Raw genomic sequence first — 25098 nt, 5'->3', positions numbered from 1 at the left:
TTCAGTCTTCGCTTCCTGCGGCGGCGAGCAGTTCCACTGCCGCGGTGAGATCGTCGGGCGTCTTGATCGCGACGGCCGGCACGCCCTTCAGACCGCGCTTCGCCAAGCCGGTGAGGGCGCCGCCTGGGGTCAGCTCGATCAGGCCGGTGATCCCCGCCGACTCGAAGGAAGCCATGCACAGGTCCCAGCGCACGGGTGAGGCCACCTGACCGACAATCAGCCGGAGGTACTCCGATCCGGAGTCCACGACCGATCCATCCCTGTTGGTCCAGATGGTGAGCGCAGGATCCGTCACGGCGAAGTCCGCTGCGACCTTCTCCAGGCCGTCCCTCGCTGGCTGCATGTAGTGCGTGTGGAAGGCACCGGCCACCTGGAGCGGAACGACGCGCGTTCCGCGGAGCGGATCCTCGCCGAGTCTGCCCAGCGCATCCAGGGCGCCGGCGACCACGATCTGACCGCCGCCGTTGTAATTGGCCGGCTCCAGGCCGAACTCTGTGATGTGCTCGATCACCGCGTCCTGGTCGCCGCCGAGGACGGCACTCATGCCAGTCGGCGTCGCAGCGGCGGCCTCGGCCATCAGCAGGGCCCTCGCTCGCACGAAGCGGAGCGCGTCGTCCTCGGAGAGGATGCCGGCACCGGCGGCGGCAGCCGCCTCACCGACAGAGTGGCCGGCGATGCCGCCGATCACCGCATCCGGGGCCGCAGCACGCAGCGCGTGCAGCGCGAGAAGACTGGCGGCGACGATGAGCGGCTGGGCGATGGCCGTGTCGCGGATGGTCTCCGCGTCCGACTCGGTGCCGTGTCGGATCAGGTCGACGCCGGTGACTTCCGAGAACCGCTCTACGAGCGCGCGGGAAGCCGAGTCGGCCAACCAGGGCGCGAGGAAGCCAGGAGTTTGCGAACCCTGTCCAGGGCAGGCGACGACGATCACCGTTCTAGTCTGCCAATCGCTTCGAACGCATCCGTGTCGGGGTTCCATGAACTACCGGCGGATCGTTTGTCGGTGTCGTACATCGTCGTGCGCTCTCCTGTTCGGATTCTCGGTCGCGGTGGCCTTGGCGACATCACCGTCGTCGGGCGGGTGCGTCCGGCTCGTTGATGGAACCGACGATCAGGGCCGCCTGCAGAATGAGGGCCTCGCGCGCTCCCGTGGCGTCCCAGCCGATGACATCCGTCACGCGCTTGAGCCTGTACCGCACCGTGTTCGGATGCACGAAGAGCTCGCGTGCCGTCGCCTCGAGCGAGCGGCCGTTGTCGAGGTAGCTCCACAGCGTGTTCAGCAGCTCCGGCGAATGCGCCTGCAGCGGGCGGTAGATGCGGCCGACGAGCGTGCTCCTGGCAAGCGGATCGCCTGCGAACGCCCTCTCGGGCAGCAGATCGTCAGCGTGCACCGGACGCGGGCAGTTCCGCCACGCCTTCGCCACGGCGAATCCGGCGAGGGCCGCACGCGCACTCTTCGAGGCGTCGACCAGGCCGGGTACCTCGTGGCCGAGCACCAGGTGCCCGGGTCCGAAGCCCGACTCGAGCTGTCGAGCAATCTCGATGAACGTGATCGAGTTAGACGGACCGACCTCGTCGGATTCGCTGGAGCGCGGTTGAGCTCGTCCGATCACCAGCACCAGCCGCGATCCCTGTACTCCGATGAGTACATCGGCCGCCATGTGCCGAGCGATCCGGCGCAGGGCGTCGACATCCAGCTGCGTCGGTGCGGTGCCGACGAGCACGCTCACCTCGCCGTGACCATGCCAGCCGAGGGCGGCGATCCGACTCGGCAACTCGTCGTCGTACTCGCCGGTGAGGATCGAGTCGACGACCAGCGCCTCCAGGCGCGCGTCCCAGAGCCCGCGTGCCTCAGCGGCGCGTGCGTAGACATCCGCTGCCCCGAAGGCGATCTCACGGGAGTACAGCAGGATGGCCTCGCGCAGCTCTTCGTTGCCTCCGCTGCGCACGCGGTCCTCGACCACCTCGACCGTCACGCGGATCAGCTGCAGCGTCTGTTGCAGCGACACCGATCGGAGAAGCTCGCGAGGGGCCGCACCGAACACGTCCGCCGCGATCCACGGCGTGGAACGCGGATCATCGAACCATGCGATGAACGAGGTGATGCCGGCCTGGGCCACCAGGCCGACGGCGGAGCGCCGGCCCGGTGGCATCTCTCGGTACCACGGAAGCGTGTCTTCGAGCCGTTTCAGGGTCGCTGTCGCCAGCTCACCCGAGATCTTCCGCAGCCAGGCGAGGGTCTCGTCCTTGGTCTTCGGCTTCGCCACGTGCTCGCTGCCTAGCTCTCGCCGCCGGCGACCCCCGTGGTGCCGGCATTGACGTCGTAGAGCCGGTAGCGCTCGATCGCCTGAGCGGGGGCCGAGGGGTCGACCTGTCCGCGTGCAGCGAGCAGTTCGAGCGTGCGCACCACCATCGACGGTCCGTCGATCTTGAAGAAGCGGCGTGCAGCGGCACGGGTGTCCGAGAACCCGAAGTCGTCGGCGCCGAGCGTCGCGAACTCGCCCGGAACGTACGCGCGGATCTGGTCGGGAACCGCGTGAGCGTAGTCCGTCGTGGCCACGAAGGGGCCTTCCGCACCGGCGAGCTTGCTGGTCACGTAGGGAACGCGCTTCTCCTCCTGCGGGTGCAGGAAGTTGTGCTCGTCGGCGGCCAGGCCGTCCCGGCGGAGCTCGTTCCAGCTGGTGACGCTCCAGACATCGGCGCGCACGCCCCAGTCGTTCGCCAGCAGTTCCTGCGCCTCGAGAGCCCACGGCACCGAGACACCGGATCCGAGGAGCTGCGCCCTAGGTCCGTCGCCCTCGGCGGCGCGCAGCTTGTAGATGCCCCGCACGACGCCGTCCACGTCGAGGCCCTCCGGTTCGGCGGGCTGGACCATCGGCTCGTTGTACACGGTGAGGTAGTACATGACGTTCGGATCAGGATGATTGCCGCCGTACATCCGCTCCAGACCGGCGTTCACGATGTGCCCGATCTCGTACGCGTATGCCGGGTCGTAGGTCACCACGGCGGGGTTGGTCGCTGCGAGCATGGGGGAGTGACCGTCCGCATGCTGCAGGCCCTCGCCTGTGAGCGTGGTGCGTCCGGCCGTGGCTCCCATGATGAACCCGCGCGCCATCTGGTCGCCGGCCGCCCACATCGCGTCGCCGGTGCGCTGGAACCCGAACATCGAGTAGAAGACGTAGACGGGGATGAGCGGCTCACCGTGCGTCGCGTACGACGTTCCGACGTTGGTGAAGGCGGCCATGGCGCCCGCCTCGTTGATGCCGACGTGGATCATCTGACCCTGCGGGCTCTCCTTGTAGGAGAGCAGCAGCTCGCGGTCGACCGACGTGTAGTGCTGACCGTTCGGGTTGTAGATCTTCGCGTTCGGGAAGAACGCGTCGATGCCGAACGTGCGGGCCTCGTCGGGGATGATCGGCACGATGCGGTGGCCGAAGCCCTTGACGCGCAGCAGGTCTTTCAGCAGACGCACGAACGCCATCGTGGTGGCGATCTCCTGCGTACCCGATCCACGACGCGAGACGGCGTAGGCGCTGTCGTCGGGCAGAGGGATCTGCGTGTACTTGGAGCGGCGCTCCGGCAGGAATCCGCCGAGTGCGCGGCGACGCTCCAGCATGTACTGGATGGCCTCGTCGTTCTCGCCCGGGTGGTAGTACGGCGGGAGGTACGGGTTCTCGGCGAGCTGCTCATCCGTGATCGGGATGTGCATCGAGTCGCGGAACGTCTTGAGGTTGTCCAGCGTCATCTTCTTCATCTGGTGGGTCGCGTTACGGCCCTCGAAGTGCGGACCGAGACCGTAGCCCTTGATGGTCTTGGCGATGATGACTGTCGGCTGGCCCTTGTGCTCGAGTGCCGCCTTGAACGCCGCGTACACCTTGCGGTAGTCGTGGCCACCGCGCTTGAGGTTCCAGATCTGCTCGTCGGAGTAGTCCTTCACGAGCTCCAGTGCGCGCGGATCCTTCCCGAAGAAGTGCTCGCGCACGTACGAGCCGCTCTCGGCCTTGTACGTCTGGTAGTCGCCGTCGGGCGTCGTGTTCATGATGTTGAGCAGAGCGCCGTCGGTGTCCTTGGCGAGCAGGTCGTCCCATTCACGACCCCAGACGACCTTGATGACGTTCCAGCCGGCGCCACGGAAGAAGCTCTCGAGCTCCTGGATGATCTTGCCGTTGCCCCGCACCGGTCCGTCGAGGCGCTGCAGGTTCGCGTTGATCACGAAGGTGAGGTTGTCCAGGCCCTCGTTCGCAGCGACCTGGAGCTGGCCGCGGCTTTCGACCTCGTCCATCTCCCCGTCACCGAGGAACGCCCAGACATGCTGGTCGGACGTGTCCTTGATGCCGCGGTTGGTGAGGTACTTGTTGAGCTGCGCCTGGTAGATCGCGTTGATCGGTCCGAGGCCCATGGACACCGTCGGGAACTGCCAGAACTCCGGCATGAGCCGCGGGTGCGGGTAAGACGAGAGACCGTTCGGGGCGTGCGACTTCTCCTGACGGAACCCGTCCAGCTGATCCGCCGACAGGCGTCCCTCGAGGAAGGCGCGTGCATAGGGGCCGGGGGAGGCGTGCCCCTGGATGAAGATCTGGTCGCCGCCGCCCTGGTGGTCCTGGCCGCGGAAGAAGTGGTTGAAGCCGACCTCGTAGAGGGCGGCGCTCGACGCGTAGGTGGAGATATGGCCGCCGACCGCGATGCCGGGACGCTGCGCACGGTGCACGAGGATCGCGGCGTTCCAGCGGATCCACGCCCTGTATCGACGCTCGATCTCCTCGTCACCGGGGAAGTCCGGCTCGTTCTCCGGGGCGATGGTGTTGATGTAGTCCGTGGTGGGGACCATGGGCACGCCGAGGTGGAGTTCCTTCGACCTCTTCAACAGGCTGAGAATGATCTCCCGCGCCCGCTGGTGGCCCTCGGTGGCTACGAGCGATTCGAGGGATTCCTGCCACTCGGCAGTCTCCTCAGGGTCCGAGTCGATGTAGTTCACCGAATACGGGTCCTGGTCGTTGACAGACACCGCGACCTCTTTCTTTGTGTGGATCGATCGTGGGCGGCGCTCGGCTCTGTCGGGTTACGACAGGCGGCACGCCGTAGGCCAGCCTATCGACGATTGGGGGGAGCGGTTCCGGCGCTCGCGCCGGAACCGACCCGATTGAGTCGATGAGTGGCGTGAGCCACGATAGCCACGATTGAGGATTCGGTATTCTCGCCGGCATCGGTAACGGACCCCATCGAGTCGCTGAGCGGCGCGAGCCGCGATGATCACGATCCTGATCGTTCGGCGCGCACGCCGATCCGGCCCGCGACCCGCGGTCTATGCTTTCGTACCGTGCGCGCCGGCAGGCGGTGCATCCAGCGATTCGTGTGGTGTTCATCACCCGAAAGGAGCGACGGTGGCCCTCGAGAACGACACTCAGGCACCTGATTTCGAGCTGCCGAACCAGTTCGGCGAGCACATCCGGCTCAGTGACTACCGCGGAAAGAGCGCTGTGGCGCTGGTCTTCTTCCCCCTCGCCTTCTCCGGCACCTGCACCGGCGAGCTGTGCGAGCTGCGCGACAACCTCGAGATCTTCCGGGCGGACGGCGTCGAACTGATCGGCATCTCGGTCGACTCGAAGTTCGCGCTGCGCGCCTGGGCGGGGCAGGAGTCGTACGACTTCACGCTGCTGAGTGACTTCTGGCCGCACGGCGACACCGCAAAGCAGTACGGCGTGTTCTTGGAGGACAAAGGCTTCGCGAACCGCGCCACCTTCCTCATCGACTCGAGCGGAATCATCCGCGAGAGCTTCATCACGGCGCCGGGCGAGGCGCGAACCCTCGAGGCGTACCGCATCGCGCTGGAGGAGCTCAAGGCGGCCTGAGCGAACGGATGTCGCCTGCCGGACGCACGCGATCCGGCCGATAGACTGCACGCGCGGGCCTTTAGCTCAGTCGGTAGAGCGCCACGTTTACACCGTGGATGTCGTCGGTTCGATCCCGGCAGGGCCCACCAATAGGTCGTCGATCACGCCGAAGACGGTCCCCAGAGTTTTCCGATCGCCGAACGAAGTCGCACCACGCAGACCGTGCAGGTGCGGTGCGTCATCCGTCACTGGCCGAGGGTCACACCCCGGTCGGCGAAGAACGGCATCGGATCGATCGCCGTGCCGTCGATCCGGACTTCGATGTGCAGGTGGCACCCGGTCGACTCGCCGGTGCTTCCCACGCGCGCGATCGGCTGGCCAGCGGTCACCTGTTGTCCGGGCGTGACCATGATCGTGCCGTCGGAGATATGACCGTATGCGGTCTGCACGCCGTCGCCGTGATCGATCAGGATGAAGTTCCCGTAGCCGCTGTACGGTCCCGCGAAGCTGACGGTGCCGTCCGCGGCAGCGACGATGACGGTCATGCACGCCGCACCGATGTCGACACCGGGATGGAAGACGGGCGATCCGGCCGGCTGCGACGGACGCGGGCCGAACACGTCGGTGATGGGCCCCTTCACCGGATCGACCCAGCTTCCGGACGACAGCCGGAAGTCGTCTGAGAAGCTGTCGTCGGCAGTACCGCTGGACGCCTGGACCATCGCATTGATCGCCGCGTCGAGGGATGCCTGCGCGGCGTCCACCGCCGTTTGGGCAGCCTTCTTAGCAGTCTTCTTCTGGGCGAGCGGAACGGAAGCGACCGTGGCATCCGCCTTCTGCGCCGCGTCCTTCAGCGCGTTCGCGTGCTTGGCGGTGGAAATGGCCCGTGCGGTGAGCTCGTCAAGCGGGCCGTGCATGTTGCCCAGCTGGTTCGCGGCGGTGAGCCGTTGCAGGAGGTTCTCGCTGCTTGATGAAGCTCCGGGGTTGCCCAGCACAGCGCCGAGTGTCGTCGTTGCGGAGTCGGAGTGGGACTGGTTGAGCGCCACCATGAGCTTCGCGGCGGCCGCCTTCGCCGCGGTGTCGGCGTTGTCTGCTATCCGGTCCGCGGCCGTCGCGAGGGTTTTGGCGTTCGCGTACGCCGCCTTGGCCGCGTCATAGTCCGTCGTCGCGGAATCGAGCACGGACTGCGCACTGTCCAGCGAACTCTGCGCCTTGTCGATCGCATCTTGGAGGGCCTGCATGGCGCTGTCGCTGAGTCCGCCGCCGTCCGTGAGCGCCGCGGTGTCGCCGTCCCCTGTCGACTCGGGGGATGGCAGGTTCGAAGGATCTCCGGTGTCGCCGTCCGTCGGAGTCGAGGTGTCCGTCGGCGTGGGTGTCGGTGTTCCCGTGGGATCCGGCGTGCCCGTCGGTGTGGGTGTCGGTGTTCCCGTGGGATCCGGGGTGGGCGTGTCCGTGGGATCCGGGGTGGGAGTCGTCGACGGATCGGGTGTCGGCGTGGACGTGTCGGCCGGCGTTGTCGTCGGTGCAGGGGTTGCGGGGTCGTCCGCCCGCGCAGCGCCGATTCCGCCGAAGGTCGCCGTCAGCAGAATCGTGCAGAGCACCGCCGTGCGTCGGAATCCTGCACCGCGTCTCCACGATGCGCCGGCCCGCGACTGCCCTGTCATAACCCCGAAATACCCCGTACCCACTGGTCCAGCCGAATACCTGCTCGCCTACGAGTCTGGCACCGGGCGCCGGGGCGGACAACGTGCGCTGGGAGGATTCCCGGGTTCGGTCGGACCGCGTTCGACGATGCCGCCGGCAGCCGGTCGGTGCACTGCGCACGGGCGACTTCTGACGATGGAATAATGGACACCATGGTTGAAGCGATCCTCTGGGGAATCATCGGCGTCATCGGCATCGTCGGAGCGATTCTCGGGATCGGTGCCGCCATTCAGATGGGCCACACCCCTTACCGCTCGCGCTGAGTCGCACCCGGCACGAACTCCGGCTCAGGGGCATTCGGCTCGGACGACCTAGGGAGTCCCGCCGGATCCGCAGGGCATCTGGATCCGCAGAGCTTCAGCGTCGTACGTAGCTCAGGAATCGGTAGCGCACGCCCGCATCCGACGTCGCCCATCCGGTACTGGGTTCGACGGACGAGAGGCGCCAGCTGTCACCGATCGCGGGAGCGACGGTGTCTCCGTCGACGTCGAGGTCGATCTCGGTCACCTCCAGCAGGTCGGCGAGGTCGATGGCTTCCGCGTAGATCTGTCCGCCACCGATGATCCACACGTCAGCCTCGGCCAGTGCGATGGCATCCGCGACGGAACCAACGCGTTCCGCACTGTCCGCACGCCAGTCGAGGTCGCGAGACACGACGATGTTGCGTCGCCCGGGGAGCGGACGGAAGCGCGGCGGCAGCGAATCCCACGTCTTGCGTCCCATCACGACATCCCCACCCGTCGTCACGGCGCGGAAGTGCCTGCTGTCCTCCGACACGTGCCACGGAATCGCACCATCCGCGCCGATGATCCCGCCGTTCGCCTGCGCCCAGATCAGCCCGATGGTCATACGGCTACCGCAGCGCGGATCGCCGGGTGATGCTGATAGCCGACCACCTCGAAGTCCTCGAACTCGTAGTCGAAGATGCTCTCCGGATGCCCGGTGATGGCCAGCCGCGGCGCCGGGAACGGAGCCCTGGACAGCTGCTCGCGCACCTGATCGAGGTGGTTGTCGTAGATGTGGCAGTCGCCGCCGGTCCAGACGAACTCGCCCGGCTCCAGACCTACCTGGTCGGCGACCAACTGGGTGAGAAGCGCGTAGCTGGCGATGTTGAACGGGACGCCGAGAAAGAGGTCGGCGCTGCGCTGGTAGAGCTGGCACGACAGCTTGCCATCCGCGACGTAGAACTGGAACAACGCATGGCACGGCGCGAGCGCCATCTGCGGGATTTCCGCGACGTTCCACGCCGACACGATCATCCGACGAGAGTCCGGGTCGCTGCGCAGGGTGTCGAGCACTGCTGAGATCTGGTCGAGGTGTCCGCCATCCGGGGTCGGCCACGATCGCCACTGAACTCCGTACACCGGCCCGAGGTCCCCGTTCGCGTCTGCCCATTCGTCCCAGATCGTCACGCCGTGCTCCTGAAGCCAGCGGACGTTCGAATCACCTCGAAGGAACCAGAGCAGCTCGTACGCGACGGAGCGGAAGTGCACGCGTTTGGTGGTGATGAGCGGGAAACCTTCGGCGAGGTCGAAGCGGAGCTGACGGCCGAAGACGCTGAGCGTGCCCGTGCCGGTCCGATCGGACTTCGGGGATCCGTGCTCGAGCACGTCGCGGAGGAGATCTTCGTACGGGGTGGGGATCGCCGAGTCCATGACTCCCGATGGTACGTTGCGTGCACGCAAGCCGAGGGCACCTCGCCGCCGGGATCGGTGACTTGCGTGTGGAGCGCCGACGGTGCGGGTATCCGTCGATAGGCTCACGCTATGGGGACCGACTTGGGGGAGCCGGACGACGGCGCGGTGCCCGAGCCGCCACGGCGGCGCACGAGCTTCGTGCCGCCGAAAGGTGCGCCCGCGGCGCAGCCCAATGCACCCGCAGAACGCGGTCGCGAGGCAGCCGACGAGGACGAGGCCGCGGGCGGAACTGACGGCGAGAGTTCCGCGGCGGCCCAGCCAGAGGGCGATCGCAACTCGGACTCTGGAAGGGAAGAGCCAGGGCTCGCCGACGCGCCCTCGAATGATGCGCCGCTGCTGCGGCCTCCAGCTGTCACGCCAGGAACTGCCGCGTCGACCACCTCTGCTCGGCGCGGAGCGGACGCGGAGCAGGAGGCCGGCGATGACACGCACGACGATGACGAGATCGCGAACGCCCTCGAGCACGAGGTGTCGCTGCTCACGGCGTCGCTGCCGATCATCCGCCCCGAGTCGCTCTTCACACCGGTCCAGCCGCCCGAGCCTCCATACGAGCCGAAGACGCCCGTCGAACGTGAGATCGCAGCGCAGGCGGATCAGGGCGACACCCTTGCCGCCATCGAGCGTCTGGAGGCCCTGATCGCCGCGAGGCGCGGACCTGAGGCGACCTCGGATGAGAAGAGATCGGACGAGCAGGCAGGCGTCGAGGCCGAACAGGGCGCGGAGCGCGAGCGGGCAGCCGCGACAGAGCCTGAAGGCGAACGCACGGCCCTGCCGCAGCCCGATGAGGTCAGCGCAACGGCGTCCGAAGTCCGCGCCCCGGACGACGCCGAGATCGACGAGGCTGATGCTCCGTTCTCGGGGGACCTGAATGCCTCGCCGACAGTCGACGAGACGGCATCCGAACCCTCGGACGGCGAACGAGCGGCGCCCGAGTCTTCCGTCACGACGACCGGGGTGGCAGGCGCTGAGGCCGCACCATCGGCGGAACTCGACCTCCCGGAAGAGATTCCCGCCGACGACACGATCCCGCGAGGTCTTCCCTCCGATGCTCCGGACATGGACGACACCCTCCCGAGCACCGCACGAAGGCATCCGGTTGAGGTGGCGGCAATGGTGGCGGCTGCCGCTGCTGCCGAGGCGACCCCGACAGACGGCGCAGTGACCGACACATCAGCCACCGCCTCAACGGATCTGCGCACGCCCGGAACCGACGACGGCAACGTGTCCGGGGCTGCCGGTGCGGGCATCCTGGTGGATCACCGTCGCCCTGTCACCGCAGAGGTGCCGGTCATCGCGGAGGACGAACTCGATGTCGACGTGCCGGACGACGTCGATGACGTGGCATCCGGCGATTACGGTCTTGTGCCGATCGCAACGCCTCGCGTGCGTGCGGGTGAAGACGTGCTCACGGTGGGCACGCCGAAGGCGATGCCGGTGTTCTCGATCGAGCAGACCGGCGTCGAGCCCACGCCGCTGGAGTACCGGGTCGGACGCGCCAGCCGTCTGTTCTGGCTGTGGTTCGCGACGGGAGCATCCGTCGTCATCATCGGCTTGGGCGCCCTCCTGGTCGCCGCCGGCCTCAATCTGGTGCAGGTTCTCGTCGCCGCGGTGCTCGGTATCGCGCTGTCCTTCATCCCGTTGGGACTCAGCTCGCTGACCGGGGTCTGGAGCGGCCAGCCCACCGTTGTCGTCTCACGTGCGACCTTCGGCGTGGTCGGCAACATCGTGCCCGCGGCGCTGATCCTGCTGGTCAGACTCTTCTGGAGCGCCGCTCTGCTGTGGTTGCTGTCCGTGACGATCGCGGACGCCGCCGTCGCATCCGGCTGGACCAGCAGCCGGCCGTTGGTGCTCTGGACAGTCTTCGCCGTCGGCATCGTGGTCTGCGTGGTGGTCGCCGTGTTCGGCTACGCGCTTGTCGCAGCCGTCCAGGCGGTCGCGGCCGTCGCGTCATCCATCCTCGCCCTTGCCATCATCTTCGTGGCGTGGCCTCGGGCTGGGTGGGATCGAGTCGTTGCCGCGCCATATGGAGAGTGGATCGTCGTCGTCGAGGGCGCAGTCCTCGTGTTCAGCATCCTCGGACTCGCCTGGGCGAGCGCAGGCGGCGATCTCGCGCGGTACCAGCGGCCGGGGTCGGCCGGCACCGCGACGGCGCTCTTGACCGGTCTGGGCGCCGCTCTGCCGATGCTCGCGCTCGTGCTGTTCGGTGCGATCGTGGCGCTCGCGGTGCCGGCGCAGCAGGGCGGGTTGACCGCGGATCCGGTGCGGATGCTCGTGGCAGGCACTCCGAGCTGGTTCGCCGTCCCCGTCGTGGCGGCGATCGCCATCGGCCTGCTGTCGGCACTGGTCGTGAGTCTGTATTCGGGCGGATTCGCGGTGCAGGCCGTCGGGGTCCATCTGCCGCGATGGACATCCGTTGTCATGCTCGGGGTGCTGGTCGCGCTGGTCGGCGGGGGACTGGTCGCCGCGGTGCCCGACGTGCGATCGCTCGTGCTCGGATACCCGACGACTCTCGCCGTGCCGATCGCGGCGTGGACAGGCATCTTCTTGGGCGACTTCCTGCTGCGCCGACGTCGGCTCGCCACCGACTCGCTGCTGCACCGCGGCGGCGTGTATCCGGACTGGCGGTGGTGGAACGTCGGCGGGCTCGCCATGATCAGTGTGATCGGCTTGGGTCTGATGCGTGCCGACGCAACCTGGTTGCAGTGGGAGGGGTTCATCTATCGGGGGCTCGGTGTCGACCCGCACGGCACGCTCGCGAGTTCCGATCTCGGGGTCCTGTTCGCTCTCGTGCTCGGCCTCGGGCTGGGCCTGCTGACCGGTCGACGAGCCGTGCCGGCGCAGGAGGCCGCCAGTCGCTGAGCCGCGACAGTCGTCACGGTGCGCGCGCCGCGGGCGCCGGTAGGCTCGAAGAATGCCGACTCTCGCCGAATTCCTCTCCGTGGTCGAACGGCTCTGGCCCGTTGCGGGAGCCGAGGCATGGGATGCGCCTGGGCCCGTCACCGGCGATCCGCAAGGCTCCGTCACCCGTGTTCTGCTCGCTGTCGACGCGGTGTCGGAAACGGTCGACGAAGCGGTCGACGGTGGATTCGACGTGCTCGCCGTGCACCATCCGCTTCTCCTGCGGGGCGTGACGAGCGTGGCGGAGGACCGCTACAAGGGCGCGCTCATCGCCAAGCTCATCCGCGGAGGATGCTCGTTGGTCGCCGCCCACACGAACGCCGACGTCGTGCCCGACGGCGTCTCGGATGTCTTCGCGCACCGACTCGGCCTCGTGGACGTGCGACCGCTGGTGCCGGGAACGACGGAGGACTCCGGCCTCGGCCGAGTCGGACGGATGCCGGAGCCCGCCACGCTCGGGCACCTCGCGCGAGCCCTCGCCGACCTCCTGCCGCCGACCGCCACCGGCATCCGGGTCGCAGGTGACTATGCACGCCCGATCTCGACCGTGGCTCTGTGCGGCGGCGCGGGTGACGCGTTCCTCGCGGAGCCGGGCGTGCGCTCAGCAGACGTCTACATCACATCCGACCTCCGCCATCATCCGGCGTCGGAGTTCGTCGAGCAGAGCAGACTGACCGGCGGACCGGCGCTGATCGACGTCTCGCACTGGGCCGCGGAATGGTTGTGGCTCGAGACCGCGGCACGGCAACTGCGCGACGCGCTGCCGGGCGTGGCGGTCGAGGTGAGCGAGCTGCGCACCGATCCGTGGGACTTCGCCGTCGTGCAGTGATCCGGGCAGCGGGTCGGTGCAATAACGTAGTTCAGATCGAAGAGACCGAGGGCTGACCCGGTCGGAGAAGAGTGCCGTGAAAGCCGACCCGCGCGACCAGTCAGAGCTCCTGCGAGTACAGGAATTGGACAACGCCATCGTCCAGGCGACGAGGGCGATCGCGAATCCGTCGCAGGCGAAGGCACTGGCGACACTGGAGCCGACGGCGGCCGATATCCGCAGCAGACGTCTGGCGGTCTCCGGTGAGCTCGACGACGCCAAAGCCGAGCTCACCCGCATGGAATCGGATGTCGCGGTCGTCGAGGCGCGCATGGAGCGGGATTCCGACCGGATGCAGCACACCGCATCCGTGAAAGACGTCGCGGCCCTCGAAGCAGAGCTGCAAGCGCTGCGCAAGCGACGCGGCGACCTCGAGGACATCGAGCTGAACATCATGGAGCGCATCGAGACCCTCGAGGCCGGCCTGGCCACGATCGACGCCGAGGGCGCCGAGACCGAGGGCGAGGTGGCGCGGCTCGAGGCCGAGCGCGCGGTCGAGGTCACCGACTGGGAGCGCAAGCGAGCGGATGCCACGACCGACCGCACCACGATCGCCTCGGCACTTCCCGTCGATCTCGTCGCTTTGTACGAGAAGCAGCGTGGACGCTACGGTGTCGGCGCCGCCCGCCTCGTCGGCGGCGTCTCGCTCGGCTCCAACATGAAGCTGTCTCCGTCGGATCTCGCTGTCGTACGCGCAGCGGCGCCGGACGAGGTGGTGCTCTGCCCCGACAGCGGGGCCATCCTGATCCGCGACGAGAACTCCTGACCGGGGCAAGACGCCCAGCACGGCTCGGCTACGCTGGAGGGCGAACGGGCCGGCAAGACGGTCGCGTCGGCATCCGCTCTCGTATCGGAGGCCGCCGAGGAACGTCCGGGCTCCACAGAGCAGGACGGTGGGTAACACCCACCCGGGGCAACCCGCGAGACAGTGCCACAGAAAACAGACCGCTCGCGTTCGCGTGAGTAAGGGTGAAACGGTGGTGTAAGAGACCACCAGCGACCGGGGCGACCCGGCCGGCTCGGTAAACCTCGTCCGGAGCAAGGTCAGACAGGGGACCATGAGGCTGCTCGCCTCGTTCCCGGGTAGACCGCTAGAGGGCCGCGGCAACGCGGCTCCGAGATAGATGGCCGTCCAGGATGTGCCGTGCCGCAAGCACAGCACATTCCAACAGAACCCGGCGTATCAGCCGGCCCGTTCCCACCTCAGCACGGAGTGCGAGCGGCGGATGTCAGCCCCTGTCGGCCCGGGGGTCGTTCGAAGCCAGCGCCGCAGCGCCCAGGATCCCGGCGTTGTTTCGGTACGTCGCAGGCACGGCCTTGGTGTTCAGCTCCAGCATCGGGGCGAATTCGTCCCAGTTCTTCGAGACACCGCCGCCGATCACGAACAGGTCGGGCGAGAACAGGAACTCGAGCCATCCGTAGTACTTGTTGAGCCGCTTGGTCCAGTGCTTCCAGTCGAGGTCTTCGCGCTCTTTCGCGGAGTAGGCCGCCCTGGACTCCGCGTCGTGGCCGTCGATCTCGAGGTGTCCGAGTTCCGCGTTGGGCACGAGGACGCCGTTGTAGATGAGCGCGCTGCCGATCCCCGTCCCGAGGGTCGTGAGGATCACGAGACCGCCGACGCCCTTCGCTGCGCCGAAGGTGGTCTCCGCGTATCCTGCGGCATCCGCATCGTTGACGAAGTGGATGTCGCGCCCGAGCGCCTTCTCGAACTTCTGTTCCGCCTCGAGCCCAATCCAATTCTTCGAGACGTTCGCCGCCGACATCGTGCGGCCGCCCTTGATGATCGCGGGGAAGCACACGCCGACCGGATCGGCGGGGTTGCCGCCGGTGAGCTGATCGAGCACCTCTCGGGTGACCTCGACCACCTCGTCGGGCTCACCGCCCTTCGGAGTGGGGAGCTTGACCCGATCGCTGACGAGCTCTCCGGTCTCGAGATCGACGACACCACCCTTGATCCCCGTGCCGCCGATGTCGATGCCGATTGCCGTCGTGGAGGTCATGAGGAGAATCTACCCGGCGCGCGGATCAAGCATGACGCTCGCCCCGCCCCGCGGCTGGTGTCGGCGGCGCGGATTGCGTGTGCTCAGGGGAGGGTGAGGATCTCCGCGCCGCGCTCGGTGACGACCAACGTGTGCTCGAACTGCGCGGTGATGGACTTGTCCTTCGTGGTGACGGTCCAGTCGTCCGACCACATGTCCCAGTCGTATCCGCCGAGCGTGAGCATGGGCTCGATGGTGAAGACCATGCCCGGCACCATCTCGGTGTCGTAGTTCGGCGCGGAGTCGTAGTGCGGGATGATCAGGCCGGAGTGGAAGGACCGGCCGACGCCGTGCCCCGTGAAGTCGCGCACCACGCCATAGCCGAACCGCTTGGCGTACGACTCGATCGCGCGGCCGATGACATTGACCTGGCGACCTGGCGCGACGGCCTTGATGCCGCGGTTCAGCGCCTCGCGGGTCCGCTCGACGAGCTGGGCGACGTCCTCGGACGCCTGGCCGACGATGAAGGTCTGGTTGCTGTCGCCGTGCACGCCGTTCTTGAACGCCGTGATGTCCACGTTCACGATGTCGCCGTCCTCGAGCACCGTGTCATCGGGGATGCCGTGGCAGATCACCTCGTTGACGGACGTGCAGATCGACTTCGGATAGCCGCGATATCCCAGCGTCGACGGATACGCGCCGTTGTCGATGAGGAATTGGTGGGCGAGGGCATCCAGATGCTCCGTGGTCACCCCGGGAACCGCGTTCTCGCCGACGAGTGCGATGGCCTGTGCCGCGATGCGTCCTGAGACGCGGATGAGCTCGACCTCCTCCGGCGTGTAGACATCGCCCCGGTCGTCGCGAGCCGGACCCGGCTTGCCGACGTATTCCGGTCGGGGAATGGAATCGGGTACGGGGCGACGAGGCGAGATGCGGCCGGGGATCAAGTGGCCGGCGGAGTCCTTGGGCATAGAATCAAGCTTATGGTGGACGGGTTCGACCAAGACATCGAGAAGAAGTACTGGTACAACATCAAGACCGGTGCCGTTGAGCAGGGCTTCAAGTCGCCTGCTCCCAATCGGGTCGGCCCGTTCGACACCCATGCCGAGGCCGAGAACGCGCTCGAGACGCTGCGCGAGAACAGCGCGCGCTGGGCCGAAGAAGACAGCTGAGCCCGAGGGGCCGCGGAACGCCGGTTCCTGTAGCGGGTGCGCCGTCTTTGCAGCTCAGTAGCTGTGCTCCGGCCCCGGATACTCGCCGTGTTCGACGTCGTCCTTGTAGCGACGGGCCGCGTCGGCGAGCACACCCTGGAGGTCGGCGTACTGGCGGACGAATCGCGGGACTCGTCCGGTGGTGAATCCGGCCCAGTCCGTCCAGACGAGGAGTTGCCCGTCGACGTTCGGGCCTGCACCGACGCCGATCGTGGGGATCGTGAGCTCCTTCGTGACCTGAGCTGCGGCATCCGCTGGGACCATCTCGAGCACGACGGCGAACGCGCCGGCATCCTCGACTGCGTGAGCGTCGGCGAGCAGCGACTCGATGCCGCTGTCCCCGCGACCCTGGATGATGTGACCGCCGAGCTGATGCTCGCTCTGAGGCGTGTAGCCGATGTGCGCCATGACAGGGATGCCGGCATCGACGATGCGCCGGATCTGCTTGGCGCTCCGCTTGCCGCCCTCGAGCTTCACGGCGTGGGCGCCCGTCTCCTTCATGAAGCGCACCGCGGTGTGCAGCGCGTCCTGCACGTCGGTCTCATAGGAGCCGAACGGCATGTCAGCAACGACGAAGGCACGCGACACGGCGTTGGCGACGGCCCTGGTCAGTGGAATCAGGTCGTCGACGCGCACCGGAAGAGTGGTGTCGTATCCGAAAACGTTGTTCCCGGCCGAATCGCCCACGAGCAGGAAGTCGATACCGGCCTCATCGAAGATGCGGGCGCTCAACATGTCGTAGCTGGTCAACCCGGTGATCTTGATGCCGCTGGCCTTCGCGTTCTGGAAGTGCCTCGTCCTCACGCGCTTGGGGCCTTCCGAGGTGCCTCCATAGGGCCGTTCCTCGGCCGTCGCGGACGTCGATGTGCTCGCCTCATCAGCCATGCCGGTCAGTCTATCGACGGCGCGGCAGGCAACGGATCTCGCGGGCCCCGATCACGCGCCGGCGCCGGCACCCTACCCACTAGCCTTAGACAACGAGGAAAGGGATCAGATGGACAAGCAGCGTGACTTCGTGCTCCGCACCATCGAGGAACGCGGCGTCAAGTTCGTGCGCCTGTGGTTCACGGACGTCGTCGGCACCCTCAAGTCGGTGGCGCTCGCCCCTGCCGAGGTCGAGGGCGCCTTCGCCGAGGGCCTCGGCTTTGACGGGTCAGCGATCGAAGGCCTCACGCGCACGTTCGAGTCCGATCTGCTTGCGCACCCGGATCCCACGACGTTCCAGATCCTGCCGTGGCGCGGCGAGATCGACCCGACCGCCCGCATGTTCTGCGACATCACGACACCGGACGGCGAACCTGCCGTCGCGGATCCTCGCAACGTGCTCAAGCGCACCCTCGAAAAGGCGGCGGATCGCGGATTCACGTTCTACACGCATCCGGAGATCGAGTTCTATCTGCTCAAGTCGTCGCAGTTCGGCGAGAACGGCCCGACGCCGGTCGACTCAGCCGGATACTTCGACAACGTGCCGGGCGGCACGGCGCATGACTTCCGTCGCCGGTCGGTGCGGATGCTCGAGGACCTCGGCATCTCGGTGGAGTTCAGCCACCACGAGGCGGGGCCGGGCCAGAACGAGATCGACCTGCGTTACGCGGATGCCTTGACCACGGCGGACAACATCATGACCTTCCGCACGGTGATCAAGGAGGTGGCGATCGAGCAGGGCGTCTACGCGACGTTCATGCCCAAGCCGCTCACGGGACACCCGGGAAGCGGAATGCACACGCATCTTTCGCTCTTCGAGGGCGACACGAACGCGTTCTTCGAGGCGGGTGCGCAGTACCAGCTGTCGAAGGTAGCTCGCCAGTTCATCGCCGGGCTGCTGCACCACGCGCCGGAGATCACCGCCGTGACGAACCAGTTCGTCAACTCCTACAAGCGACTCTGGGGCGGTGACGAGGCGCCGAGCTACGTGTGCTGGGGCCACAACAACCGGTCCGCGCTTGTCAGAGTGCCGCTCTACAAGCCCAGCAAGGGCCAGAGCGCGCGCATCGAGTACCGCGGGATCGATTCGGCTGCGAACCCCTACCTCGCCTATTCGCTCTTGCTGGCCGCCGGTCTCAAGGGCGTCGAGGAGGAGTACGAACTTCCGGCCGAGGCGGAAGACGATGTCTGGGCTCTGAGCGACGCAGAGCGTCGTGCGCTCGGATTCAACCCGCTGCCCGCCAGTCTCGAGCAGGCCGTGCAGCGCATGGAGGAGTCCGAGCTCGTCGCCGAGACGCTGGGGGAGCAGGTCTTCAACTACGTGCTCGCCAACAAGCAGCGCGAGTTCCGCGAGTACCGCGCCCAGGTGACGCCGTACGAGCTGCGCACGAACCTCGAGATCCTCTGAGCGGTGCGTCGGCGGGAGGGGTCTCGCGCGTGACGCCGATCACGCTGACCGCGCTGGCGCGAGCGGGCTTCGTCGGATTGTCGAATGCCCGCACGCAGCTCGATGAGCTCGCCGGACTCGGCGGACCGGCGCCCGAGGAGTTCATAGCCCTGGTGGCGCGTGTCGCGGATCCGGACGCCGCTCTCGCACGGCTGCTGACCCTTCTGCAGCGACATCCTGCCGCATCCGCAGCGACGCTGGCCGATTCCGATGCGCTGCAGCGCCTCCTCCTCGTGCTGGGAGCATCCAGCGGCCTGGCGGAGTTCGTTGTTCGCGTTCCAGCCGCGCTGCGCGTGTTCGACGACCCAGTGCACGCCCTGCCGTCCGAGGCCGAGCTGCGCGCCGACCTGCTGGATGCGGTCGGAGCTGCCGACGGCGTGGCATCCGCTGAGGATGAGACGGCGTGGACGGCACTGAGGGCCCGATACCGCACGCGGCTGACGGAAATCGCCGCCTTCGACCTGCAGCAGCGGGATCCTGTCGGCGGCCTCGATGCCGTGGCACGTACCCTCGCCGCCCTTGCGGGAGCCGCGCTGGACGCGTCACTCGCAGTTGCGCGCGCCATGGCGTCCGGATCCGGACCTGGTCGATTCCCCGCTGGGCAAGTCGCGGCGACCCGGCTCTCGATCATCGGCATGGGCAAGACCGGCGCAGAGGAGCTCAACTACCTCAGCGACGTCGACGTCATCTACGTGGTCGAAGGCGACGAGTCGGCGGCAGTCTCCTCGGCCAGAGCCGTCGACATCGGCACGCGACTGGCGTCGTTGACGATGCGCGGGATCGATTCCTTCGCCGTGGAACCGCCGCTCTGGGAAGTCGACGCGAACCTGCGGCCCGAGGGCAAGGACGGCGCACTCGTGCGCACTCTCGAGTCCCACATGGCCTACTACGACCGCTGGGCGCAGGGCTGGGAGTTCCAGGCCCTCCTCAAGGCGCGCCCGATCGCCGGGGATCCGGGCCTCGGTGCGCGGTATGCGGAGGCGATCGGTCCGCTCGTGTGGGCGAGCGCCGCACGTGAGAACTTCGTGGAGTCGGTCCAGCGCATGCGCAAGCGCGTGACCGACAACATCCCGGCCGACGAGGTCGACCGCCAGGTGAAGCTGGGTCCGGGCGGGCTGCGCGACATCGAATTCACCGTTCAGCTGCTGCAGCTCGTGCACGGTCACACGGATGACGCGGTGCGTGTTGCAGGAACGCTGCCCGCCCTCGAGGCATTGGCGGCCGGCGGGTACATCGGACGGTCCGAGTCCGCCGAGTTCGCCCGCGATTACCGTGTGCTGCGGCTCATCGAGCACCGCATCCAGCTGTCGGAATTGCGTCGCACGCACCTCATGCCCCGCGACGAGCACCGTCTTCGCACGCTGGCACGCGCGACGGGCATCGCATCGAACGCTGCCGAGCTGACGGAGCTGTGGAACGGCGTCAAGCGTCGTGTCCGCGGACTCCACGAACGCCTCTTCTATCGTCCGCTGCTGGCCGCGGTCGCGGCACTCCCCGGCGACGAGAGTGCTCTGACGGGGGAGCAGGCGGAGGCGCGCCTCGCAGCGATCGGATTCGTCGACCCGCACGGTGCGCTGGTGCACATCGCGGCGTTGACCGCGGGCGTCTCACGGCGAGCCGCCATCCAGCGAACCCTTCTGCCGGTCATGCTGCAGTGGTTCGCGGATGGCGTGGATCCCGACTACGGCCTGCTCACGTTCCGGCGGTTGAGCGAGGACCTGGGGAGCACGCACTGGTTCCTGCGGATGCTGCGCGACTCGTCGGGCGCCGCCGAGCGTCTCACCAGGGTGCTCTCCGGATCCCGATTCGCCGGCGAGTTGCTCGGCCTGATCCCGGAGAGCGTTGCCTGGCTGGACGACGACGCCGACCTGCATGCGCGCACGCGCGCGTCCCTCGACGATGAGGTGGCTGCCATCCTCGAACGCCACGAGAAGCCGGACGCCGCGGCGCGCGCCATCCGCGCCGTGCGACGTCGCGAGGTGCTGCGGCTGGCGTTCGCGGGCATCCTGGGCATCGGAAGCGTCGAAGACCTCGCCCGCGGTCTCACGGATGTCACGGAACTGACGATCACGGGTATCCTGGCGGCCGTCAGGCAGCGCCAGACCACCGACTTCGAGTTCGCGGTCATCGCGATGGGTCGATTCGGCGGACGGGAGCTCGGCTTCGGATCCGACGCCGACGTGATCTACGTGTTCCGTCCCGGCGAGGGCGTCGACAACGGCGTCGCACACAGCGCTGCGTTGAGCATCGTCTCCGAGCTGAAGCGGCTGACCGAAGACGCACGGTTGCCCTTGGAGCTCGACATGGACCTGCGCCCAGAGGGCAAGAACGGCACACCGGCCCGGTCGTTGGACTCCTACCGCGCGTACTACGAGCGCTGGTCGCTCACCTGGGAAGCCCAGGCACTGTTGCGAGCGCGTGGCTTCGCGGGGGACGAAGGGCTGCTGGCCGATTTCACCAAGCTCGCCGATTCCGTGCGATATCCGACTTCGATCTCGGATCGCGACGTGCGCGAGGTCAAGCGCATCAAGGCCAGGGTGGAGAACGAGCGGCTGCCGCAGGGCGCGGATCCGGCCCGGCACCTCAAGCTCGGCCGCGGATCGCTCAGCGATGTCGAATGGCTCGTCCAGCTGCAGCAGTTGCGCCATGCGGCCTCCTCGCCGTCGCTCCGCACGACCTCCACACTCGACGCGCTCACGGCCTGCGTGGAGCTCGAGCTGCTCGACGCGACTGATGCCGCGCGCCTGCGCGAGGCATGGATCCTCGCATCCCGTGCGCGCAGTGCCGTCACGCTCTGGACGGACAAGACCTCGGATCTGCTGCCCACCGAGCGCCGCGCTCTGGAGGGCGTGGCGCGTCTGCTCGGCTATCCGCGCGGATCGGCGACACAGCTCGAGGAGGAGTATCTCGCTGTGACACGGCGGTCACGCGCGGTGTTCGAGCGCAACTTCTACGATTCCTGACTCTGCGCGTGCGTGGAACTCGTGCGTCGAACGCCTCACCGGACTGCGGCGATCACACCGGATCGCCAAGGGTGCGATCGAGAAGGAGCCCGATCTCCATGCTGAGCCGATCGCCCGCTTCTTTGTCGCCGCGCAGGAACCGGATGAGGGCGTTCTGGAAAAGGCCGTCGAACAGTGAGTAAGCGATCTCCTGGTTGATAGCCGGTCGTCGCCCGGCGAGCTCCGCATACCTGGAGACGATCGCCCAGACCATCTCTTCCAGCAGCCGATCGATGTCGATGATCGTCTCGCGGAATCCCGGCGTGAAGAGCGCCTGATTGCGGAGGTCGTACCAGAGCCGATGAAGTGACGCGTCCTCACGCATCGTGCTCGCCATCTCATTGCCGATCCGTTGGACGAACTCGACACCGTCGGCCGCGGTCTCGACGATCGGGTCGTATCGCCGTGCGCACTCGGACTTGTAGTTCCATACCGCGAGAGCGACGAGGTCGTCCTTGTCATCGAAGTAGTAGTGCAACGAGCCGTGCGAGAGTCCGGAGTGCTGTGCGACGTCCCGCAGACCCGTCTGGGCGTAGCCGTGCTCGGCAATGGCAGCGAGAGCGGATTCTGCGAGCATGCGGCGCCGATCGCCGAACTTGTCGACGCGCGCGTTCTCGGCGCGCACTGATGCATTCGACACGGCGATCCCTTCTCCGGGCTTCTGACGATCCTAACTTTGTGCCGGTTCGGCCAGTTGCGGCCGCTCACAGTTTGGGCGCTTGTCAAGTTTATGCTTGCCAACTGTCCAACAGTCTGGTCTGCTTTGCATAACGGGTTCCGGCGAGGAGAGGAGAGCACCGGGGCGGCGACTGCAACGGACGCAACGAGTTCAGTAGATCTCGCGGCGGTCGGGCGATCGAGTTCCGGACCATTCGGTGCTCAGTGCCACGAGCTGTTCGGGTCGGCTCGCGATGACGACCTCGTTCCGGAATTCGTCGCCAGCTTTGTCTGGCGTGATCGATGGGGGCCGGCGTTCGGGGGGACGTCGGCCCCTTCATCATGCCCGGCCAGCCGAACCTTCCGAGTCGAAACCGTGATCATCGTTTGCTCCCCGGTTGCGTAGGCGCTCTGCTATTTTGCACACGTGCAGATCTCGTCCCTGAAAGGCATCTCAGCCTCCCTTGCGGTCATTTCCGCGACCGTGTTGCTGCTCTCCGGTTGCGCGTCACCAGTAGCGTCCGCCGACCCGACGACTTTGCAGACGGCGCAACATTCGGGCCCGACGGCTTCGCAGACGGCGCAACATTCGGGCCAGACGGCGAAACCCACGTCGACTGTTCCCGTAGCGGACGCGATCATCGTCGACGCATCCTCCCTGCGCGTTCACGCGACAGATGGATCCAGTCTCGGCGACTACGCGTATTCCGGCTCGCCCAAGGATGCCATCAATGAACTGACGACTTTGCTCGGCGACCCGGTCGTGGCGTCCGATGCCCCGGAGAAGTGCGGCGGAGGCTGGACCACATACCAGTGGCCCGCGCTCGAGCTCACCGAGTACACCGACAAGACGATGTGGCCCAACGGCGGATACTCGGTGTTCAGCCGCGTTTCGTCGGCCCCGATCGCGCTGACGACACCCAACGGCGCGAGAATCGGCAGCGACTGGGCCTCGTACTTCGCGGGTGTCTCAGGACATCCGCATGACTCCGGTGACTATGAGGGTCATTGGGACCGAGTTCTCGACACTGCACAAACGGCCGATCCTTCCCTCGGTGTCATCGTCAGGGCCACGAATGGCGCGATTGATTCGATCGTGGCGCCGTCCTCACTCAACGCAGATTGCTGACTAGGAGCGCGCGCCTGAACGACGAAGTGGGTCGTCTCCCAGAGGAGACGACCCACTTGCGTCTTGGCGGTCTGGTGCCTACACGCCGTAGTAGAGCTCGAACATTCGAGCCCGTTTCGACGTTGATTGAGACTGATTGGATTCTTTAGCTGATCAGGGATTCAATGATCGGTGGCGATTGAGCATGCCGGGCCGGATTTGGATGTTTTGCGGACTAAATGCGGACTAGACTCCACGTTCCCTGATCCGGATGTCGGAGGCCACGAGCACTTCGTCGAACGGCAAACCCGTCGTGAGTTCGGTGACTAGCGCGGCAATGTCGCGCTGCCAGGGAGTGGCGTACCAGAACTTCCCGCGTCTGCTCGGCTGCGGGAGGTAGGCGCCTCCCTTGTTCTCGTAAACCGCCCTTGCCTCCTCGATGACGGCTCCGTGCCACGCCAGTTCAATGAGGTAGGGGTGTGGGTTCGGGCTTTTGAATGCTGGATGCCCGGTGTAGTCCGGCTCGTCACGTTCCTCCGACCATGTGATCGTTAGAGCGACCGCGCGCTGGAAGATGGCTCGATCCCGGTTTCCAATGCGGTACCAATCAGAACCGCGGGATGCGCTCACCGTTTCTCGGACTTGGGCCAAGGACGGACTCGCCGGAAGTTGCGGCTGCATACAGCCCATAGTCTCGTCTGTCTCGAGCTCCGGCAACTGTCGGAGCCGTGAGGTCCATGCTGCACACGTCGCCGTCACGCGCCAGAAGTCCTTGGGCGTACGGTCGAAGTGTGCGCGAACGCCCAACCTTCGACTCCGAGCAACCCGACGACGCTCTGCTGACGCCAGAAGAGCAGGCGCGTGTCGATGAGGGGATGCGCCGGCTCGCTGCCGAGCGCGCGATTGAGGACGAGATCCCCGACATCAACGACCAGCGCTGACTGGTCAGTCGACTCCGATCACCGAGCGCAGAAGCTTCTTCTCGCGCTCGGGTAGGTCCTGATTCGTGATCTGCGCTTCTGGCACACGCTCGGTTAGTAGCTTCATCAGATCAGTGGCACGATTCATTGTGCTGTGCAGTTCCTTGTATGAACGGGTCACGATCTCGCCTCGGTCCCATTGAAGCTTCCGAAGGAAGCGGACCCCTCGCGCGAGCTCGTCGGGTACCGGCCGCATCTGACTATGTGCGAAGTCGTTCCGGAACGAATACAGCTTTGTGAGAACGTTCTTGAAGTCGTTGGGCAGCGGTTGGTTGCGCTCTTGCATCAACCTGATGACATCCTCGATTAGTTCCTTACGCTTCGGCAGCTCGAGCCAAGTCTGCCTTCGAATCTCGTCGTCTTCGGAGGACAGGAAGGCTCGCGCAGATCGAAGCGCCCATTCGGCGCGCGCCCACGCATCGATTACGGCCCATGGCAATCGGTTCTCTTCGAAGAGAATGCTAGAGATCGCTGGTTCAAGCCGATGGTCAACGAATTCGTATGCGCTCATGCGATAGGCAGGATTGGGATGAACGGGATCATTGGCGTGGCGCCTCGTCTCGTATTCCCAGCCAGATTCGGGTGAGTCAGCCATCGTGGCCTCCTTGTCTAGCTGCTCACCGTACCGGAAGGAGCTACAGTCGGTCGGCGGCGGATGCCCCAGACTCAGATCAGTCACGCGTCGACGAGTGGATGCGGCGGCTGTACAACCTGCGAGCGCGCGAGGATGAGATCCGCATCCTCGATGACCGCCGCTGATGTCGGGCACGCACCGGTCGGAGAATGTCTGAA

At 66.7% G+C, this 25098-nt stretch carries 21 protein-coding genes, 1 tRNA gene and 1 other RNA gene; 11 read left to right on the top strand and 12 right to left on the bottom strand.

Going from position 1 to position 25098, the window contains the following annotated elements; translation table 11 throughout:
* Position 1: 1 nt before the first annotated feature.
* From HII28_RS02390 to aceE, 3 genes are all read right to left on the bottom strand, one after another.
* On the bottom strand, positions 2–931 hold the full coding sequence (locus tag HII28_RS02390; RefSeq protein ID WP_170023956.1) for an ACP S-malonyltransferase: 930 nt from the start codon (positions 929–931) through the stop codon (positions 2–4).
* 133 nt (positions 932–1064) lie between these two features.
* Positions 1065–2267 (bottom strand): helix-turn-helix domain-containing protein, encoded by a 1203-nt coding sequence (locus HII28_RS02385; protein ID WP_346769149.1) that lies wholly within the window; start codon positions 2265–2267, stop codon positions 1065–1067.
* Positions 2268–2278: 11 nt separating this feature from the next.
* Entirely contained in the window at positions 2279–5005 is a 2727-nt protein-coding gene (gene aceE, locus HII28_RS02380; RefSeq protein WP_170023955.1) for a pyruvate dehydrogenase (acetyl-transferring), homodimeric type, read from the bottom strand.
* Between the two features lie 376 nt (positions 5006–5381).
* Here aceE and HII28_RS02375 point away from each other — a divergent pair, with 376 nt between their 5' ends.
* Positions 5382–5849, top strand: coding sequence for a peroxiredoxin (locus HII28_RS02375; protein WP_346769148.1), 468 nt, complete (start codon positions 5382–5384; stop codon positions 5847–5849).
* A 55-nt stretch (positions 5850–5904) separates the two neighbouring features.
* Positions 5905–5980 (top strand) — tRNA-Val (locus HII28_RS02370).
* 96 nt (positions 5981–6076) lie between these two features.
* On the opposite strand, the gene HII28_RS20595 is transcribed toward HII28_RS02370, so the two are convergent.
* The 3 genes from HII28_RS20595 to HII28_RS02355 form a co-directional block, all read right to left on the bottom strand.
* A complete protein-coding gene (locus tag HII28_RS20595; protein WP_170023953.1) occupies positions 6077–7432 on the bottom strand; it encodes a M23 family metallopeptidase in 1356 nt (451 codons plus the stop codon).
* Positions 7433–7892: 460 nt separating this feature from the next.
* A complete protein-coding gene (locus HII28_RS02360) occupies positions 7893–8384 on the bottom strand; it encodes a dihydrofolate reductase (protein WP_170023952.1) in 492 nt (163 codons plus the stop codon).
* On the bottom strand, positions 8381–9190 hold the full coding sequence (locus HII28_RS02355; RefSeq protein WP_170023951.1) for a thymidylate synthase: 810 nt from the start codon (positions 9188–9190) through the stop codon (positions 8381–8383). Before HII28_RS02355 ends, HII28_RS02360 begins: the two co-directional genes overlap by 4 nt.
* A gap of 111 nt (positions 9191–9301) precedes the next feature.
* On the opposite strand from HII28_RS02355, the gene HII28_RS02350 reads away from it, so the two are divergent.
* The 4 genes from HII28_RS02350 to rnpB all read left to right on the top strand — a co-directional run bounded on the left by HII28_RS02350 (position 9302) and on the right by rnpB (position 14197).
* Positions 9302–12091, top strand: coding sequence for a cytosine permease (locus tag HII28_RS02350; RefSeq protein ID WP_170023950.1), 2790 nt, complete (start codon positions 9302–9304; stop codon positions 12089–12091).
* Positions 12092–12143: 52 nt separating this feature from the next.
* A complete protein-coding gene (locus HII28_RS02345; RefSeq protein WP_170023949.1) occupies positions 12144–12959 on the top strand; it encodes a Nif3-like dinuclear metal center hexameric protein in 816 nt (271 codons plus the stop codon).
* Between the two features lie 76 nt (positions 12960–13035).
* Entirely contained in the window at positions 13036–13764 is a 729-nt protein-coding gene (locus HII28_RS02340) for a C4-type zinc ribbon domain-containing protein (RefSeq protein WP_170023948.1), read from the top strand.
* A 45-nt stretch (positions 13765–13809) separates the two neighbouring features.
* An RNA gene (gene rnpB / locus HII28_RS02335) (RNase P RNA component class A) lies at positions 13810–14197 on the top strand.
* A gap of 30 nt (positions 14198–14227) precedes the next feature.
* On the opposite strand, the gene ppgK is transcribed toward rnpB, so the two are convergent.
* Together ppgK and map are read right to left on the bottom strand one after the other, a co-directional pair.
* Positions 14228–14998 carry a polyphosphate--glucose phosphotransferase gene (gene ppgK / locus HII28_RS02330; protein ID WP_170023947.1) on the bottom strand — a complete coding sequence of 257 codons (771 nt, stop codon included), beginning with the start codon at positions 14996–14998 and terminating at the stop codon, positions 14228–14230.
* Between the two features lie 83 nt (positions 14999–15081).
* Positions 15082–15948: a type I methionyl aminopeptidase gene (gene map / locus HII28_RS02325; protein ID WP_170023946.1), complete on the bottom strand. Its 867-nt coding sequence runs from the start codon at positions 15946–15948 to the stop codon at positions 15082–15084.
* Positions 15949–15960: 12 nt separating this feature from the next.
* Here map and HII28_RS02320 point away from each other — a divergent pair, with 12 nt between their 5' ends.
* The gene (locus HII28_RS02320; protein WP_170023945.1) at positions 15961–16149 is read left to right on the top strand and encodes an SPOR domain-containing protein; all 189 of its coding nucleotides are present in this window, start codon (positions 15961–15963) and stop codon (positions 16147–16149) included.
* A 54-nt stretch (positions 16150–16203) separates the two neighbouring features.
* Here the strand turns inward: HII28_RS02320 and panB are convergent, their stop codons facing one another.
* Entirely contained in the window at positions 16204–17073 is an 870-nt protein-coding gene (panB, locus tag HII28_RS02315) for a 3-methyl-2-oxobutanoate hydroxymethyltransferase (RefSeq protein ID WP_170023944.1), read from the bottom strand.
* Positions 17074–17182: 109 nt separating this feature from the next.
* Between panB and glnA the strand changes: the two genes are divergently transcribed.
* Positions 17183–18520, top strand: coding sequence for a type I glutamate--ammonia ligase (gene glnA, locus HII28_RS02310; RefSeq protein WP_170023943.1), 1338 nt, complete (start codon positions 17183–17185; stop codon positions 18518–18520).
* Positions 18521–18549: 29 nt separating this feature from the next.
* On the top strand, positions 18550–21522 hold the full coding sequence (locus HII28_RS02305) for a bifunctional [glutamine synthetase] adenylyltransferase/[glutamine synthetase]-adenylyl-L-tyrosine phosphorylase (protein ID WP_170023942.1): 2973 nt from the start codon (positions 18550–18552) through the stop codon (positions 21520–21522).
* Between the two features lie 52 nt (positions 21523–21574).
* On the opposite strand, the gene HII28_RS02300 is transcribed toward HII28_RS02305, so the two are convergent.
* The gene (locus HII28_RS02300; protein WP_205864539.1) at positions 21575–22201 is read right to left on the bottom strand and encodes a TetR/AcrR family transcriptional regulator; all 627 of its coding nucleotides are present in this window, start codon (positions 22199–22201) and stop codon (positions 21575–21577) included.
* A gap of 444 nt (positions 22202–22645) precedes the next feature.
* On the opposite strand from HII28_RS02300, the gene HII28_RS02295 reads away from it, so the two are divergent.
* Entirely contained in the window at positions 22646–23347 is a 702-nt protein-coding gene (locus HII28_RS02295) for a hypothetical protein (protein WP_170023941.1), read from the top strand.
* A 225-nt stretch (positions 23348–23572) separates the two neighbouring features.
* Here the strand turns inward: HII28_RS02295 and HII28_RS02290 are convergent, their stop codons facing one another.
* Entirely contained in the window at positions 23573–23956 is a 384-nt protein-coding gene (locus HII28_RS02290) for a hypothetical protein (protein WP_170023940.1), read from the bottom strand.
* 161 nt (positions 23957–24117) lie between these two features.
* Here HII28_RS02290 and HII28_RS02285 point away from each other — a divergent pair, with 161 nt between their 5' ends.
* Positions 24118–24267, top strand: a complete 150-nt coding sequence (locus HII28_RS02285) for a hypothetical protein (RefSeq protein WP_170023939.1) — start codon at positions 24118–24120, stop codon at positions 24265–24267.
* 4 nt (positions 24268–24271) lie between these two features.
* Here HII28_RS02285 and HII28_RS02280 read toward each other — a convergent pair whose 3' ends face one another.
* A complete protein-coding gene (locus HII28_RS02280; protein WP_170023938.1) occupies positions 24272–24901 on the bottom strand; it encodes a TM1812 family CRISPR-associated protein in 630 nt (209 codons plus the stop codon).
* Positions 24902–25098 lie beyond the last annotated feature (197 nt).

The organism is Planctomonas sp. JC2975 (assembly GCF_012985205.1).
In the GTDB taxonomy this organism is placed as follows: domain Bacteria; phylum Actinomycetota; class Actinomycetes; order Actinomycetales; family Microbacteriaceae; genus Humibacter.
This window is presented reverse-complemented; position numbering and strand designations above follow the sequence as displayed.

What these genes read in the sequence shown, in the direction of transcription:
- HII28_RS02360 (WP_170023952.1), bottom strand. Translation starts at nt 8,384, where the DNA reads ATGACCATCGGGCTGATCTGGGCGCAGGCGAACGGCGGGATCATCGGC.
- HII28_RS02280 (WP_170023938.1), bottom strand. Translation starts at nt 24,901, where the DNA reads ATGGCTGACTCACCCGAATCTGGCTGGGAATACGAGACGAGGCGCCAC.
- HII28_RS02355 (WP_170023951.1), bottom strand. Translation starts at nt 9,190, where the DNA reads ATGGACTCGGCGATCCCCACCCCGTACGAAGATCTCCTCCGCGACGTG.
- panB (WP_170023944.1), bottom strand. Translation starts at nt 17,073, where the DNA reads ATGGCTGATGAGGCGAGCACATCGACGTCCGCGACGGCCGAGGAACGG.
- HII28_RS02320 (WP_170023945.1), top strand. Translation starts at nt 15,961, where the DNA reads ATGGTGGACGGGTTCGACCAAGACATCGAGAAGAAGTACTGGTACAAC.
- glnA (WP_170023943.1), top strand. Translation starts at nt 17,183, where the DNA reads ATGGACAAGCAGCGTGACTTCGTGCTCCGCACCATCGAGGAACGCGGC.
- map (WP_170023946.1), bottom strand. Translation starts at nt 15,948, where the DNA reads ATGCCCAAGGACTCCGCCGGCCACTTGATCCCCGGCCGCATCTCGCCT.
- HII28_RS02350 (WP_170023950.1), top strand. Translation starts at nt 9,302, where the DNA reads ATGGGGACCGACTTGGGGGAGCCGGACGACGGCGCGGTGCCCGAGCCG.
- ppgK (WP_170023947.1), bottom strand. Translation starts at nt 14,998, where the DNA reads ATGACCTCCACGACGGCAATCGGCATCGACATCGGCGGCACGGGGATC.
- HII28_RS02345 (WP_170023949.1), top strand. Translation starts at nt 12,144, where the DNA reads ATGCCGACTCTCGCCGAATTCCTCTCCGTGGTCGAACGGCTCTGGCCC.